The organism is Streptomyces sp. CA-142005 (assembly GCF_050942335.1).
Classification (GTDB): domain Bacteria; phylum Actinomycetota; class Actinomycetes; order Streptomycetales; family Streptomycetaceae; genus Streptomyces.
Genome location: NZ_CP192078.1, coordinates 6,491,676 through 6,506,657 on the forward strand (window position 1 = coordinate 6,491,676; position 14,982 = coordinate 6,506,657).

General features: G+C 74.6%; 10 protein-coding genes. 9 read left to right on the forward strand and 1 reads right to left on the reverse strand.

Annotated features, from left to right (window positions below):
• Position 1: 1 nt before the first annotated feature.
• Positions 2–1,012 carry a DUF4097 family beta strand repeat-containing protein gene (locus ACQPXS_RS30460; protein ID WP_433452445.1) on the reverse strand — a complete coding sequence of 337 codons (1,011 nt, stop codon included), beginning with the start codon at positions 1,010–1,012 and terminating at the stop codon, positions 2–4.
• Between the two features lie 155 nt (positions 1,013–1,167).
• On the opposite strand from ACQPXS_RS30460, the gene ACQPXS_RS30465 reads away from it, so the two are divergent.
• The 9 genes from ACQPXS_RS30465 to fxsT all read left to right on the forward strand — a co-directional run bounded on the left by ACQPXS_RS30465 (position 1,168) and on the right by fxsT (position 14,944).
• Positions 1,168–2,037, forward strand: coding sequence for a hypothetical protein (locus ACQPXS_RS30465; RefSeq protein ID WP_433452446.1), 870 nt, complete (start codon positions 1,168–1,170; stop codon positions 2,035–2,037).
• Positions 2,038–2,834: 797 nt separating this feature from the next.
• On the forward strand, positions 2,835–3,014 hold the full coding sequence (locus ACQPXS_RS30470; protein ID WP_046418474.1) for a DUF6104 family protein: 180 nt from the start codon (positions 2,835–2,837) through the stop codon (positions 3,012–3,014).
• A gap of 116 nt (positions 3,015–3,130) precedes the next feature.
• On the forward strand, positions 3,131–3,538 hold the full coding sequence (locus ACQPXS_RS30475) for a CU044_2847 family protein (RefSeq protein ID WP_433452448.1): 408 nt from the start codon (positions 3,131–3,133) through the stop codon (positions 3,536–3,538).
• Positions 3,539–3,552: 14 nt separating this feature from the next.
• Positions 3,553–5,763, forward strand: a complete 2,211-nt coding sequence (locus ACQPXS_RS30480; RefSeq protein ID WP_433456020.1) for a trypsin-like peptidase domain-containing protein — start codon at positions 3,553–3,555, stop codon at positions 5,761–5,763.
• A gap of 193 nt (positions 5,764–5,956) precedes the next feature.
• Positions 5,957–6,973, forward strand: a complete 1,017-nt coding sequence (locus ACQPXS_RS30485; protein WP_351799634.1) for an AAA family ATPase — start codon at positions 5,957–5,959, stop codon at positions 6,971–6,973.
• 7 nt (positions 6,974–6,980) lie between these two features.
• Positions 6,981–10,211: an SAV_2336 N-terminal domain-related protein gene (locus ACQPXS_RS30490; RefSeq protein WP_433452450.1), complete on the forward strand. Its 3,231-nt coding sequence runs from the start codon at positions 6,981–6,983 to the stop codon at positions 10,209–10,211.
• A 91-nt stretch (positions 10,212–10,302) separates the two neighbouring features.
• Positions 10,303–10,578 carry a hypothetical protein gene (locus ACQPXS_RS30495; protein ID WP_356315080.1) on the forward strand — a complete coding sequence of 92 codons (276 nt, stop codon included), beginning with the start codon at positions 10,303–10,305 and terminating at the stop codon, positions 10,576–10,578.
• Positions 10,575–11,846, forward strand: coding sequence for an aKG-HExxH-type peptide beta-hydroxylase (locus ACQPXS_RS30500; RefSeq protein WP_433452453.1), 1,272 nt, complete (start codon positions 10,575–10,577; stop codon positions 11,844–11,846). Before ACQPXS_RS30495 ends, ACQPXS_RS30500 begins: the two co-directional genes overlap by 4 nt.
• A 95-nt stretch (positions 11,847–11,941) precedes the next feature.
• On the forward strand, positions 11,942–14,944 hold the full coding sequence (gene fxsT / locus ACQPXS_RS30505; protein ID WP_433452454.1) for an FxSxx-COOH system tetratricopeptide repeat protein: 3,003 nt from the start codon (positions 11,942–11,944) through the stop codon (positions 14,942–14,944).
• Positions 14,945–14,982 lie beyond the last annotated feature (38 nt).

Here is a 14,982-nt window from a genome sequence, read left to right on the forward strand (position 1 = left end):
GTCAGAGCACCTTCTTGTCGGTCGTACCGTCGGCCGGGGCGTCGGGGCCGCCGGAGGCGTCGGCGCCCCGGCCGGAGACGGAATTGTCCCCCGGAGCGGCCGGGGCGCCGGCGGCGGGGGCGGTGTCCCGTGGCGACCCGGCGGGGCCGGCGGGGCCGGTCGGCTCTGCGGGCCGGGCTTCCCACGGGGTGTCCGCCTCGTCGTCCTCGCGCGGCGGGCGGCGCAGCAGGGCGATCGAGCCGGAGACCGTGGTGGCCCGCAGTCTGCCGGTGCCCGCGCCGAGGCGGCCGGTGATCTTGTGGGCGCCCCACTGGCCGTGCACCCGCAGTCCTTCGAAGGCGTTGGAGACCGTGCCGCTCGCGGTGTTCGCCTCCACCTCGGCGTCTGCCGGGTGTGGCAGGCGGATGGCGATCTCGCCGGAGACACTGGTGAGGCTGACCTCCGTCGGGCCGTCCGGGTCCAGGTCGACGATCATGGAGCCGCTGACGGAGTCGGCGCGGACGGAGCGGCCGGAGCCCGCGACCACCGTCAGGTCTCCCGAGACCGAGTTGAACCGCAGGTCGCCGGTGACGGCCTGGGCCTCCAGGTTGCCCGACACGGTGTCCGCGCGGACCGGGCCCGAGAGGCCGACCAGGGTCGTGTCGCCGGTCACCCCCTTGACCACCGCCGGGCCGCGGATGCCGGAGACGACCGCGCCGGCGCCGACCACGCCCACCTCCACGCGGGTGTCGGCGGGGACCGCCAGGGAGACGACCGCGCTGCGCCGCCAGCCCTTGCGGTCGAGCCACTTGAGGAAGCCCTTCCAGGGCAGGTCCTCGTACGCCACCGTGAGGGTGTCGCCCTGCTGGGTGACCACCAGGGGTGGGCCCTCGATCTCCGAGATCTCCAGGCGGGCGGAACCTTCGTCCGTGCCCACCACGTTCACCGTTCCGTTGACGATGCGGACCTGGAGGTCGCTCACGCGGGAGTCGAAGGTCAGCTTCTGGGGCTCGTTGACGGACCACTCGGGCATGGGAGACCTCCTAGGGCCGGGCACGGACGACACGCCATATCGCGTCCTCTGAGAAACACGATATATCGTGGCCGCCGGAAGTCAAGGCACCCTTTCGCGTGAGTGCGTATGCGTCATATCGGGCGCGATGCGGGCGAACTGCCTAGCGTGTTGGCATGCCGACGGACGCGCTTCGGGGCGGATACCGGGCCGTCCCCGCCACCGGGGCCCTGCTGCTGTGCCGGGCCGAGCCGGAGTCCGTCGCGCTTCTCGCCCCGCTGCTGCGCGAGCGGATGGCGATCACGCATGCGGGTGAGCGGTGGACCGTACTGGTGCCGGAGGGGAGTCCGTGGCGGGGAAGCGGTACGGGGGGCGAACCGGTCGACCGGGTGCTCACCGGCTGGGCCTCCGCGCTCGCCGTCGGGTCCTCCTGGCCCGTGCTCGCGCTGTGGTGGGACGCCGACCGTGTCGGTTACACCCTCGCGTCCGGCTTCCGCCGTCCCGTCGCGTACGTCTGGCTGGCCAACGGCACGCCGGCGGGCGAGGCCGAGGCGATGCACACCTTCGCGGCTCGGCTGGGGCTGGATCCCGTGCTGGACGTGCAGGCCCTGGACGGGCTGACGGCGGTGGACTCCGACGCGGACGGGCCGGCACGGATGCGGGGGCTGATCACGGTCCTCACGCGCGCGGGTGTGGCGTTGCCGGCGGGGCTCGTGCCGGGGGCGAGCGCCGAACGGCTGCTGGAGGCCGCGGCGGGGGTGCCGGGCGAGGTGCGGTGGGTCGAGGGGACCGGGTGGCGGGAGGCAGCGCGGGCGGAGTCCGGGCCGGGCGAGACGGGCGGGGGCGGCGGAGGGCTTGGCGTGTGGGTGCCGGGGTCGGGGGATCCGCGGGCTCGGTGGCTCGGGATGGTCCAGGTGGGGGTGGGGGTGCCGGTCACCGTGTGGGGGATCTGGCGGCGGAGCGCGGGATGGGTGGCGGCGGGGGCGCTGCTGCTGGCGCACGGGGCGCTGGGGATGGCGTACGAAGGCGTGCGCGGGCGCGGGTGACCACGTGCGCCGGGGTGCGTTGCGGGTCCGCTGCCGCTGGTCCGCCGGTTTCCGGGATGCCCTGAGCTGCGGCTGGGCGGGATTTGCGAGGCGCCCGGTGCCCCGGCCGGCCAAGGGACGTTTCGCTCGCCCGCACCGCCGGGGTAACGCTGCGCCCACCTGTGCCGCCCCAGCGGCACGTCTGCCCGCTGCTGCGCAGGGGTGGCGGTGGGGGAGTGTCCCGAAGGGTGCGGGGAGCCGCGGGTCCGGCCGCGGGTGGCCCGTAGTGACGGAGGGTTTCCGGTGGCTCGGTGCGTGGGGCGCCGCCCCCCGCGGCACGTCTGCCCGCAGCTGCGCAAAGGTGGCGGTGCGGAGTGCCCCGAAGGGTGCGGGGAATTGCGGGTCCGGCGCGGGCGGCCCGCAGTCGCGCAGAGTTTCAGGCGGTTCGGCGGGTGGGCGGCGCCTCAGTGGCGCGTCTGTCCACAGCTAGGCAGGGCGGTGCCCCGAAGGGTGCGGGGAGCTGCGGGGCCAGCTACGGACGGCCCGCAGCGGCGCACGGTTTCCGGTGGCTCGGTGGGTGGGCGCCGGCTCAGTGGCACGTCTGCCCGCAGCTGAGCGGGTGTGACCGCCCGCAGGCTGCGGCGCCGGCGAGTGCCCTGAAGGGGCGTGGGGAACTGCGCGACCCTCCCACCACCGGCCCGCACCCGGCGGCGACGGCCCGGCCCCCCGGCGCGAACCCCGCGCCGCCCGCCCCGAAACGTTGCATACGCTGTCTGTAGCCACCACCGGCATGGATGTTCACGCAGGAGACGCACCCCATGTACTTCACCGACCGCGGTATCGAGGAGTTGGAGAAGCGGCGCGGCGAGCAAGAGGTCACCTTTGAGTGGCTTGCCGAGCAGTTGCGCACGTTCGTCGATCTCAACCCCGACTTCGAGGTGCCCGTAGAGCGGCTGGCCACCTGGCTCGCCCGGCTCGACGACGAGGACGACGAGTAGCCCATCGCAGACCATGGCGCGGGAGTACGGCGATCACCAGCCGTATCGTTCGTTGCCTCTCCCCCTCCCCTTTCCCGGGAGTTAGCCTTCTTCTCCCATCGGCGAACGGGGGCGTCATGGCTGGCGGAGTCGAGCGGATACGGCTGGACGACGGGACCGTCGTCTGGGCCAGGATCGGGTACGGGGACGAGGGCGGTTACGGCGGGGAGTACCGGGACACCTCACTCGGGGACCGGGTCATCGACATGGCCGGCGGACTCGCCGGCACGGTCGGCGGAGTCGTGCGCTCCCTGCGCGCCGGTCTGGACACACCGGCCCCCGTCGAGGTCTCCGTCAGCTTCGGCATCGAACTGACGGCGCAGGCGGGCAAGATCGTGAGCGCGATCGCGGAGGGCGGCGGCAAGTCGTCCCTGACCGTGTCCCTGACCTGGACCGAACCGGCCACCGTGGCCGACGGCGCGGATCCCGCACGGCCCGGCGGCACGGTCGTACCGCCGCGGTCCCCGGCCTCCGGCGCCGTATGAGCGCCTTCGCCGAGATGGTGCGCCCCTCCCTCGCGCGCATCGGCGCACCGGGTGACGGGTATGCAACGGACCGTGACCCGTACTGGGGATCGGGCTTCTTCATAGCCCCGGGCTGGCTGTTGACCTGCGCCCATGTCGTGGGGAAGGGGGGAGCCGCGGTGTGCCGAGGGGAGAGCGCCATGAGCGTGACCTGGCTGGAGCGCACCCGCGCCGACGGCTGGGCGGAACGCACCGGCACCGGCACCGCCCGGCTCCTCGCTCCCGGCCTGGAGGCCGCGCAGGCGGTGCGTGACCGCTGGTCGTTCCCCGACCTCGCGCTCGTCCGGGTCAGCGGCGCCGACGACGTGCCCTGCCTGTGGCTGGCCGACCGGGAGGCCGGCCCCCGTACCCCGGTCGGCCTCTACGGCTGGTCCGTGCAGACCGGCGAGCTGGGCATCCGGCACGGCGACGGGGAGATCGCCGGCGCCGACGCGCGTGCCCTGCTGCTCACCGGGAGCCTGCCGGTCGGCGGGCTGTCCGGCGGACCCGTGCTCGACCTGAGGCACGGCTCGGTCATCGGCGTGATCAAGGGGCGGCGGACGGAGGACGGCGTGGCCGTTCCGGTCACCGCGCTGTCCGAACTGCTCGACCTCAGGGACGGGGGCCGCACGGTCCGCGAGGTGCTGCGCGCGCACGACCTGCATCACCTGCGCCGCCTCGAGGACTCTTCCCTCTCCGCACCCTTCCCGGCGTACCCCGACTGGACCGCCTTCCAGGCCGAACTGCCCGGGCACGCGCCCTCGGTCACCGGGATCGGGGCCGAACTGCGCACCAGGCTGTACGGCCATCTCGCGCACCTGCCGCCGCCGGCCGGCGCGGGCGAGGTGGTGCACCTCGTGGAGGACGTGAAGGAGCAGGTGCGCGGCGAGCGCCTGCTGTCGCTGGTGCTGCGCAACGTGCGCACCTGGCGCGAGGGCGCCGGGCTGCTGTCCGGGCTGCGGACCCTGCAGCCGGGCGGCGGGGGCACGCTGGTCGATCTGGACGCCGTCCTGCTGTACGCGGCGAAGGTCGCCCGCAAGACGGCGTGGGAGCGGGCGGACGAGGTGGACCCGGAGCGGCTCGGCGCCTTCACCTCCTGGATCGCCGGACAGGCCGCCGGGCACCGGCACTGGGCGGTCGGCGAGGCCATCCGCGCCCTGTTGGAGGGCATCGACAACCCCCAGCGGCCCATCGACCACCGACAGGGCCCCATCGACAGCCCCCAGGGCCCATCAGACACCCGTGAGGGCGAGGGGCCCCTCGTATCGGAGCTCCCCCCACCACAGCACCCCGCACCCCCCGCCGCCCGGACCGACGTTCTGGTCAAGGTCGGCGCGCCCATGTACGACGGCCGGTATCCGTGGAGTGTGCAGCTGATCTACGACGGCCGGGACGTCACGCCGGTCGCCGCCGACGACCGGGGCGTGCGCGCCGACGAGCTGGCGCGGGTGCTGCGCGAGCCGCTGGCCCGGGCGCTGAGCCAGGGTGATCACGGCGAGCATCTGGCCGCCATCGAGGTGTTCCTGCCGCGCAGGCTGTTCGACCTGCCGGTGGACGAGTGGCAGCTGCTGCCCGAACCGCCCGGCGGGGAGGGGACCGTGGGCGACGAGGACGCCGAGGACGAGTTCGTGGACGAGCGGGCCATGCCGCTCGGGATGCGGCGGACCGTCGTCGTCCGGGACGTGCGCCGCAACGCCCAGGCGCCCTCCCCGGAGTGGCGCCGGCGCTGGAACGGCGTGCGCAAGGGGCCGCTCACGGCCGAGACGCTGCACGGGCGGCCGGCGGCCGACGGGCATCCGCCCGGTGCGCGCCCCGGCGGCCGCTTCGCCTACTACGGCGCCCTGACCGGGATGGCCGACGAGGGCGTACCGGTGTACTGCGGGCCGGTCGGCGGCGGAGAGGGGCTGGCCGCGATGAATGACGCGCTGCGGGCCGGGCACTCGGTGGTGCTGTGGCGCCGGGACCGGCACGACCACGAGGAGTGCGGGGCGTTCCACCGGCAGGCCGCCGACCTGCTGAAGGCGGCCCGGCACGCGAGCGGGCTGCACGGGCCGGTGCGTGACCTGCGCATCCGCCTCGCCGACGCGGACGCCGCCCGCGGGTACGGGCTGTGCGGCAAGATCGCCGTGCTCTTCGACCCGCCGGAGCGGCCGCCGTTCGGCGCGGAGGCGATGCGGCCGCCGCCGCAGGCCGCGCCCGGCGCTTGACCCGGCCGCGCGCGGAACACGCCGCCAGGCCGCGGACACGCCGTCAATCCGCTCGGTCCGCAAGGGCGTTCGTCCGGCCGGAAGTGAACGCCGGCCGCCCCGAACCTCGGCAGGCACGGCCCGCTGGCGGTAGCCTCGTAGGCCGGACGACCGGGACCCGCTGCATGATCACCAGAGCCGGGAGGAGCCCAAGGTGAACGACTGGCGGATCTACCGCGGAGTGGGTCAGCCGCACGACGGCGTACGGCGGTTGCCGGCGCCGCCGCCCTGGCGTGACTTCGCGGCGTCCCGGGAGAGCGGGGAGGCGGGCCCGGAGGACCCGAGCAGCGCCCGCCGGCTCGGGGTCCGCCGCCGGCTGGTGGAGAGCTATGCTCCCCGGCCCGCCGAGGTCGACGCCGTCAACGCGGCCCTCTATCTGCGTAGGCCGCTGCTGGTGACCGGCAACCCGGGCACCGGCAAGTCCACCCTGGCGTACGCGATCGCGCACGAGCTGGGCCTCGGCAGAGTGCTGCGCTGGCCGATCGTCAGCCGTACGACCCTCCAGGACGGCCTGTACCGCTACGACGCGATAGGCCGCCTGCAGGACGTCCAGCTGGAGCGGGCCCGGGGCGGCGGCCAGGACGCGGCGAGCGCCTCCGGCATCGGGTCGTACATCCGGCTCGGCCCGCTCGGCACCGCGCTGCTGCCCGCCGGCGAGCCGCGCGTGCTGCTCATCGACGAACTCGACAAGAGCGACCTCGACCTGCCCAACGACCTGCTGAACACCCTGGAGGAGGGGGAGTTCGCGATCCCGGAGCTGGAGCGGCTGGCCGACCGCGAACCCGTCGTCGAGGTGCTCGACCACGACGGCGACCGGGTGGCCGTGCACGGCGGACGCATCGCCTGCACCGCCTTCCCGGTGATCGTCCTGACCTCCAACGGCGAACGCGACTTCCCCGCCCCGCTGCTGCGCCGCTGCATCCAGCTGGAGCTGGAGGCGCCCGGCGAGGAGCAGCTGACCGCCATGGTCGAGGCGCATCTGGGTCCGGAGGGCGTCGCCGCGGGCGGAGAGCTGATCCGGCGGTTCCTGGAGCGCGAGCCGGGCGAGGTGCTCGCCGCGGACCAGTTGCTCAACGCCCTCTTCCTCACCCGGCACGACCCGCGCGCCCAGAGCCTCACCCGGGAGCGCATCGCCGAGATGCTCATGCAGCCGCTCGACCGTACGAGGTGATGGCCGGATGCCCGGCATGGGTCTGGACGAGCTGATCGGCAAGCTGCGCCAGGGCGGGCTCGACCTCACCGCCGAGGACGTGGCGGACGCGCTCTGGCTGGCCCGGCGGCTCGGCACCGGCCCGGCGCGCGACACCCCCGGCCCGTCCCCGGCCGAGCCCGGCCGGCCCCTCGGCGACGGCGCGCCGACGCCGGAACCGCCGGATGCCCCGCACGCCCCGCCGGATCCCGGCACCGGCCCGCGTCCGTCCCGCCCGGAGAACTCCACCGCCCCCGTTCCGCTGCACATGCCCACGCCGGGCCCGAGCTCCGGCCCCGCGCGTCCGCAGCCCGAAGGCGCCGCGGCCGCGTTCCCCGTGCGCGCCCCGGCCGCCGGCGCGCTGCCCGGGCTGCTCGGCCTGGAGCAGGCGCTGCGCGCCCTCGGCCGCTACCGGACCGCCTCCGCCCGCGCCGAGGACGAGCGGATCGACGAGGAGGCCACCGCCGACCGGGCCGCCGCGGGCGGCATCCTGCTCCCCGTCACCCGGCCCGGCCGCCGCCGGCGCTGCGACGTCCAGCTCCTCATGGACACCGGCCCCGCGATGGCCGTCTGGGGCCGGATGGTGGAGGAGCTGAGGCAGGCCTGCCAGCAGTCCGGCGCGTTCGCCTCGGTCCGCGTCCACCACCTGTACGCCGACGACTCCGGGGACACCGCCGTCCCGCTGGTCGGTACGACCGCCGGTCCCGGCCGGCGCACCCGGTTACGCCCCGCCGACGAGCTGCACGACCCCACCGGCCGCCGGGTCACCTTCGTCATCAGCGACTGCGTGGGCCTGCTGTGGCAGAACGGCAGCGCCCAGCGGCTGCTGCACCGGTGGCCGCGAGGCGCCCCGCTCGCCGTCGTCCAGCCGCTGCCGCCGCGCCTGTGGGGCCGTACCGCGCTGCCCGCCGAACCCGGACTGCTGGTGCGCGACGCCGAGACCGGCGGACGCCTGACCTTCATCCCCGACGACGAGCCCTGGGAGGAACCGGCCGCCGACGCCCGGCCGGTGCCCGTCCTCACACCCACCCCGGACGCCTTCGGCGCCTTCGCCCGGCTGCTCGCGGGCACCGGCCCCACCAGCGAGCGCGCCTGGGCCGCGCTCACCGGCCCCGGCACGGCCCCGCCGCCCGCGCCCGCCGGCGCCGGCCCGCCGAGCGACGACGACCTGCTGCGGGCCTTCCGCGCCGGAGCCTCGCCCGGTGCGCTGCGCCTCGCGGTCTACCTCGCCGCGGCCCCGCTCACCCTGCCCGTGATGCAGCTCGTGCAGCGGGCCATGCTGCCCGACACCGGCCCCATGGAGCTGGCCGAGGTGCTGCTCGGCGGGCTGCTGACCCAGCTCCCGGGCACCGCCGAGCAGCCCTGCTTCGCCTACCCGCCCCGGGTGCAGGACCTGCTCCTGTCCTCCCTGGACCAGGACACCGCCGGACTCGTCCTCAAGCACTGCTCGGCCTATGTGGAGCGGCACTTCGGCCGGGGCACCCGGAACTTCGCCGCGCTCGCGGCCGCGCGGCTCACCGACCACGACCCGGACGGCGGTGCCGGGCCGCTGCCCGAGGACACCGGGACGCAGGGCGGGGGCGGCAGCGTCGAGGCCGAGCTGTTCGCCCGGGTCCCCGCCCGTGTGCTGCGCTTCTACCAGCCCGAGCGCCCCGCCCGCGACCCGCTCACCGAGGGCGGCAGGCTGTTCGAGGAGTGGCGGCGCCGCGGCGACCCGGAAGTGCTGCGGCAGGCCCGGGACCTCGCCCGCACGGCGGTGACCGGTTCGGGCGCCGCCCAGGTCTCCGCCGCACGGGCCCGGCTGCTGCTCGGCCGCGTGCTGCGCGCCGAGGCCGGCACGGCGGCGGCACGCGCCGCGGGCCGCCGCGAGGAACTGCTCCGCGAGGCCGTCACCGAACTCGCCGTCGCGCACGGGACGGCAGCCGCCGACAGCCGCGAACAGGCCGAGGCCGCCCTCGAAATCGCCTTCTCACGCAGGGAGTTGTGGCAGCTGACGGGGGAGGACGAGCTCCTGACGGCCGCGCTGGAGGTACTCGACCCGGATCGTGCGCCGTGGCCGGGGCTCGCAGAGGCAGCGCGCGCGTGGGTGCGTCTGCGACAGGCCGGGCCCGACGGCACGGGCGAAGGGGCCGTCGACGCCGAGGACGTCCCCTGGGCCGTCGGTGTGCACCGGGCCCGGCTGTTGTTGCGCGGCTGGATGCTGCTCAAGTTGCGGCAGGCCGGCACCGCCGTGCCCGAACTGAAGGAAGGCTGTGCGCTGTTGGACCTCGAAGAGGCCACCGACGCCGTACGGGCCCCGGCGCTGCTCGATCTCGTGCGGGCACTGCGGGCCACAGGGGCCGCCGACGCGGAGACGCGCCGGACGCTGGAGCGGGCCGAGCGGGCGGCCGGTGACGATCCGACGCTCCTGCTGCCCTGCCTCGCCGCCCGGGCCGCGTTCCACGACGCGGCGGGGGAGGCGCGGGAGGCCGACGCGGCCTACGAGCGGGCCGTGCTGCTCGCCCCGCCCGACAGCACCCCACGCTGCGAACTTCTCACCGCCTGGGGCGAGTCGCTGCTCCGGCGGGCCTCGGCACCGGACGGCGCCGGCATCGTCGACCGGGCCGAGTACGTGCTGCGCGAGGCGCTGCAGGCCCTGCCGGTGCGCTCCACGCAACGGGGCCGGCTCCAGGGCCTGGTCGGCAGCGCGCTCGCCCAGCGGTTCCGGCACCTCGGTTTCCTTCCCGACCTGTTCGAGAGCCGGCATCTGCTCGGCCAGGCGGTGCGCGTGGCGGCCGACGCGGCCGTACGCGCCGAGGCGTGGCTCCAGCTGGGGCGTGTACGGCTGGAGGGCTGGCACCACGCCGGGGCGCCCGTGCTGATGGACGCGCTTCAGGCGTACGAGAACGCCGAACGGGAGGCACACGCGGCCCGCGCCGGCGATCCGTGCTCGCTGACGGCGGCCCGAGCCCGGCACAGCAGCGCGGCGGTGCTCGCCCTGATGGGACGCCCGGGAGCGGCGCGCAGCGCTTTCCGGGCGGCCCGGGAGCAGTGGAGCCGGCTCGTCGGCGCGCTGCGGGAGGTCGACTGGGCCGACGTCGAGCTGACCCGCACGGCGGAGGACCGGCTGACGGCACTTGACGCACAGTGGACGCCGGAGGAGCGGTGGCGGCAGATGGCTCCGCCCTGGTGGCCCTGGACGCAGGAGTGGAGCAACCCGGCAGGTGCTGACCGGAGTTGAGCCGTCCGGGGTTTCTGCCTCCGGCCTGTCGGGAAGAACTGGGCAGCCATGACGGCCGTGCGGGGCGGACGTGGGCAGGGAGGAGCCGAGCGTGGCGGAGCGGACGAAGGGGGCGGTCGGCCCGGGCGAGGAAGCTGGCCGGTCCGTGTTTCTGCCCGACTTCACCGGTGTGGACCTGCACACTCTGCGCGCCATGGACGATCCGGGGCTCACGGCGCTCGTCGACGAGATCCTGGCGTCGGCCCGAGGCAGTGGTGAAGTCTGGTACACCGGCGGGGACTACAGCCCCGTAGACCCGGAACAGCCGGGCCGCTCGTTTCCAGCCACCCGTACGGAGCTGCTACGGGGTGAGGAACGGCCGGGATGACTCTGGTGTCCGTGCCGCGCGATGCCCTCGCGGAACTCGCCGGGACCCGGCCCCGCCCGGCCGCCCTGGCCGCGCTCACGGAAGGGTTGCACGCCCGACGCCTGCTCCTGCTCAAAACGCTCGCCGTCCGGGTGGAGCGCGCAGGTGGTCCGGCCCGCCAGGACTTCGAGGCGGACTGGGCCCTGCTGGAAGAGGCCGAGCGCACCGACGCCCGGGCGGTCCGCGAGGTCGTCGACTACCCGCTGACCGGTGCCTGGCTGGCCGAGACGCTTGCCGCGCCCGACGGCCCCGCCCTCCACGGACAGCTCGCGCAGTTCCGGGGCCTGGCCGCCGCCGCGGCCGTCCGCGCGGGCCACCGGATCACGGTGACGGTCCCGCCCGCCGCAGGCTTCCTCGTGCTGCCCGGACTCGGCGTCCTCGACCCGGCGGCGGGCCGCGCACACCTGGACGGCCGTAGCGGCAGTGTCCGGGTCCCGGACGGCCCCGGCGGCGGGAGCGTCGTGCCCCTGCACGCCCCGGCAGCGAGGTGGGCGGCGCCACGGCGGCCGGCCCAGCGCGGCTGGTCGGCCCTCGGCACGCTTCCGGGCGGGGCCGTCGTACTCGATGATCTGCACCCCGAGCGGGTGCCGCCCGGAGGCATCGGCCCCGGGGCGTTGCCCCCGGCCGAGCGCCCGCGCTCCGCCCACCGTGTGTGGGCCCGGCGGTGGCGGGAGGCCCACGCGATACTCCGGACGACGGATCCCGAGCGTGTCGCCGAGATCGGTGCGGTGTTGCGGGCCGTGGTGCCCCTGGCCTCGCCCCGGCGTGGCGGCCCCGCCATGAGCGCCACCCTGCAGACCGCGCCGGGCGCCATGCTCTCCCAGCTCCCGATGAGCGGCACGGACCTGGCGGAGTCCCTGGTCCACGAGGTGCACCACACCAAGCTGGCAGCGCTGCACGAGCTGGTTCCGCTGTGCCGTACCGGTGGAGCCGCTGTGCACCGGGTGGGCTGGCGCTCCGATGCGCGGCCCGTGGCGGGCGTCCTCCACGGGGCATACGCCCATCTGGCGCTGAGCGACCTGTGGTGGAGGGCGAGGAGCGGGGCGACGGCCGGACGGGTCTGGCGGCGGCGGGCCGCCGAACAGTTCGACCAGCACCGCGCGCACGTCGGCCAAGCCTTGTCGATTCTCCTTGAATCCGATGAACTGACATTTGCGGGTGGGCAGTTCGTCCGTGAGATGGCCAGATCCCACGCCCGGCTCGGCGTGGCGAGCCGGTGGCATGAGTAACACTGTGTGCGTGATCGGTCGCACCTGGTGGTGGCCGGTGGAAGGGCCGCAGGCAGACGTACGGCGGCGGCGGACGTGGAACAGGGAGTTGGCGCATGGCGGAACAGCGCAGGACGGGCGGGGGCGATACGGGGGCGACCGAGCACTTCCTCGTGGTCTTCCCGGGCTATCACCGCTCATGGGCGGCCTGGATCGCGCAAGTCCTGGAGCGCCACGGCCACCGGGTCACCCTCCAGCGCTGGGACCCGCCCCGCGAGGTGCCGCTGGAGGACTCCCTCGGTGACCTGCTGCTGTCCTCCGGACGGGTACTGCTCGTCCTGGACGACTGGTTCTTCGAACTCGGCCCGCGCCCCGCCGGGGAGTGGAACGACGTCCTGCGCGGCTTCGTCGCCGCCCACGCCGACCGCTTCACCGCGGTCAATCTCACCAACCGGCCCCTGCTGCCCGCCACCGCAGTCCTGGAACCGGCCAGCCTGTGGGGAATGGGCGAGGAAGGCGCCGAGGAACGGCTACTGGGCCGACTGGGCCTGGAGCGCCTCCGCACCCCCAGACCTCCGACCACTCGCGTCCGCTATCCCGACACCCGCTGCGAGATCTGGGGCGAGGTCCCGCGCCGCAACCCGCGCTTCACCGGACGCGACGACCTGCTGGCCGAACTGCACCAGCGACTTGCCGACGCCGAGCGCGGCGCCGCCGCCTGCACTCTGCTCGGCATGTCCGGCATCGGCAAGACCCAGCTGGCCGCCGAGTACGCCCACCGGTTCAGCCCCGACTACGACGTGGTGTGGTGGGTCAACTCCGACGACCGCACCATCCAGCGCGACCGGTTCGGTGAACTCGCCGTGGAACTGGGGCTCGGGATCGGCAGCGAGCCCGGCGAGCGCATCCGTGCCGTGCGCGACGCGCTGCGCCGGGGCGAGCCGCATGCCAACTGGCTGCTGATCTTCGACGGCTGGGACGACACCGAGGGCATCAACGCGCTCCTTCCGCAGGGCTCCGGACACGTGCTGATCACCTCCCGCAACCGCGGCTGGAGCGAGCACACCGACATCCTCGAGGTCCCCGCCTTCCTGCGGGCGGAGTCCACCGGCTATCTGATGCGCCGCGCCCCGCACATCACGGCGGCCGAGGCGGACGAGGTCGCCGCCGAGTTCGGCGACGTTCCGCTGCCCCTCGTCCAGGCCGCCTCCTGGCTCGGCGAGTCCAGCATGGAGGTGCCGGAGTACCTGCGGATGGTGCGCGAGCGCAGGCTCTCCACCGTCGACGAGCCGGTCACCGGGGACGGCTTCCCGCAGTCCTCCATCACCTCCTGGTCGATACTGCTCAACCGGCTCCGCCGCGCCCAGCCGCAGGCCATCGACATCCTCGGCCTCTGTACGTCCTTCGCGCCCGGACGCATCCCACTCGGCCTGATCCGCGCCTACCCGCAGGCCGACCTGCCCGAGGAACTGCGCTGGATGGCCACCGACCTGCCCGCCTGGACCCGGGCCCTGGACACGCTGGTCAACTACTCGGTGCTGACCCGCGAGACCCGCGGTCCCGTCGGCGCCGACATGGGCCCGCACCAGGAGTCGGTCCACATGCACCGCCTCGTCCACGACATCGTCTCCAAGCTGATCAGCGACGACAGCCGCGCCGTGCACCGCAGGGCCGTGCACACGCTGCTCGCGGAGGCCGACCCGGGCAATCCGGTGGACTCCAGGAACTGGCCCCGCTACGCCGAGCTGCTGCCCCACCTGGAACTCTCCGGCGCCCTCGGCAGTGATCAGCCCCGGGTGCAGGAAACCGTGCTGAACTGTCTGCGGTACTGCTTCCGCAGCGGGGAGTACAGCGGTGGTCTCAAGCTCGCCCAGCAGATCCGCGAACACTGGTCGCGCACCATGGACCCGCTGGCCCAGCCCATGCTCGACCTCGCCAACCAGGAGAGCTACATCCTGCGGGCCAGCGGCCGGTTCCGCGACGCCTATGAACTGGACCGGCGCGTTCTGGAGCGTCTCCAGACCGCTCCCCGGCGCAACGAACTCGCCGAGCTGACCACCAAGAGCGCCATGGCCAACGGCCTGCGGCACCTCGGGCGGTACGGCGAGGCGCACTCCCTCCAGCAGGAGGTGCTCGAAGGCACCACGCAGCTCCTCGGCTCCGACGAGGTCACCACGCTGGCGGCCCGGCACAACCTGGGCGTCGGCCTCAGACTGCTGGGCCGGTACGCGGAGGCGTACGAACTCGACCTCGAGACGCTGGCCCGCCGGGAGAACGTCCTGCGCGCCCGGCACATCAACACCCTCAACTCGGGCAACGCCGTCACCAACAGTCTGCGCCTGCTGGGCCGTTACCGGGACGCCGTGGCCCGTCAGGAACCCGTGGTCCGGCTGCATGTCCAGGTGCTCGGCCCGCAGCACCCGCAGACCCTGGAGGCTCGCGCCCAGCTGGCCATGGGCCGGCGCCGTGAGGGCGGGTTCACTCAGGACGTCGGGCGCTCGATGGCCGCCCTCCTGGACCAGCTGGTCCAGCTGCACGGCCGGGAGCACTACCGGACGCTGGCGTTCCTCACCAGCTACGGCAACTACCTCAGGGAACACGGGGATCTGAGCCGGGCCCGGGAACTGATCGCAGAGGCCGAGGCCGGCTACCGGGTGCTCCTCGGCCCCGCCCACCCCGTGGCCACCGGCATGCTCGCCAACACAGGTCTGGTGATGCAGGTGTCGGGCGAGCGGGCCGAGGCCATGTCGATGTTCGAGGCGTCCTTCGCGGGTCTCACCGCCACCCTCGGGCCCGACCACCCGTGGGTCCTCGGCTGCGCCCTCAACGCGGCCAGCGCCCGCAACTTCAACGGGCGTATCGCCGACGCCGTGGAGCTGAGCCGCGACACCCTGAGGCGGGCCCGGCACACGCTCGGCGACGAGCATCCGCTGACCCTCTCCTGCGTGATCGCGCTCGCCGCCGATCTGCGGGCCGCGCGCGAGCACGAGGAGGCCGGAAAGCTGGAGGAGGACGGGCTGCTGGGGCTCACCCGCACGCTGGGCGCACAACACCCCCACACTCTCTCCGCCCGGCAACGGACCAGGCCGTACTGGGACTTCGAGCCGTACCTGGGCTGAAGACGCCCCAAAGGCGTGCGGGGAACCGCGCGAGCAAT

Coding starts and splice junctions, on each gene's coding strand:
- ACQPXS_RS30460 (WP_433452445.1), bottom strand. CDS start 1,012: ATGCCCGAGTGGTCCGTCAACGAGCCCCAGAAGCTGACCTTCGACTCC.
- ACQPXS_RS30465 (WP_433452446.1), top strand. CDS start 1,168: ATGCCGACGGACGCGCTTCGGGGCGGATACCGGGCCGTCCCCGCCACC.
- ACQPXS_RS30470 (WP_046418474.1), top strand. CDS start 2,835: ATGTACTTCACCGACCGCGGTATCGAGGAGTTGGAGAAGCGGCGCGGC.
- ACQPXS_RS30475 (WP_433452448.1), top strand. CDS start 3,131: ATGGCTGGCGGAGTCGAGCGGATACGGCTGGACGACGGGACCGTCGTC.
- ACQPXS_RS30480 (WP_433456020.1), top strand. CDS start 3,553: ATGGTGCGCCCCTCCCTCGCGCGCATCGGCGCACCGGGTGACGGGTAT.
- ACQPXS_RS30490 (WP_433452450.1), top strand. CDS start 6,981: ATGCCCGGCATGGGTCTGGACGAGCTGATCGGCAAGCTGCGCCAGGGC.
- ACQPXS_RS30500 (WP_433452453.1), top strand. CDS start 10,575: ATGACTCTGGTGTCCGTGCCGCGCGATGCCCTCGCGGAACTCGCCGGG.
- fxsT (WP_433452454.1), top strand. CDS start 11,942: ATGGCGGAACAGCGCAGGACGGGCGGGGGCGATACGGGGGCGACCGAG.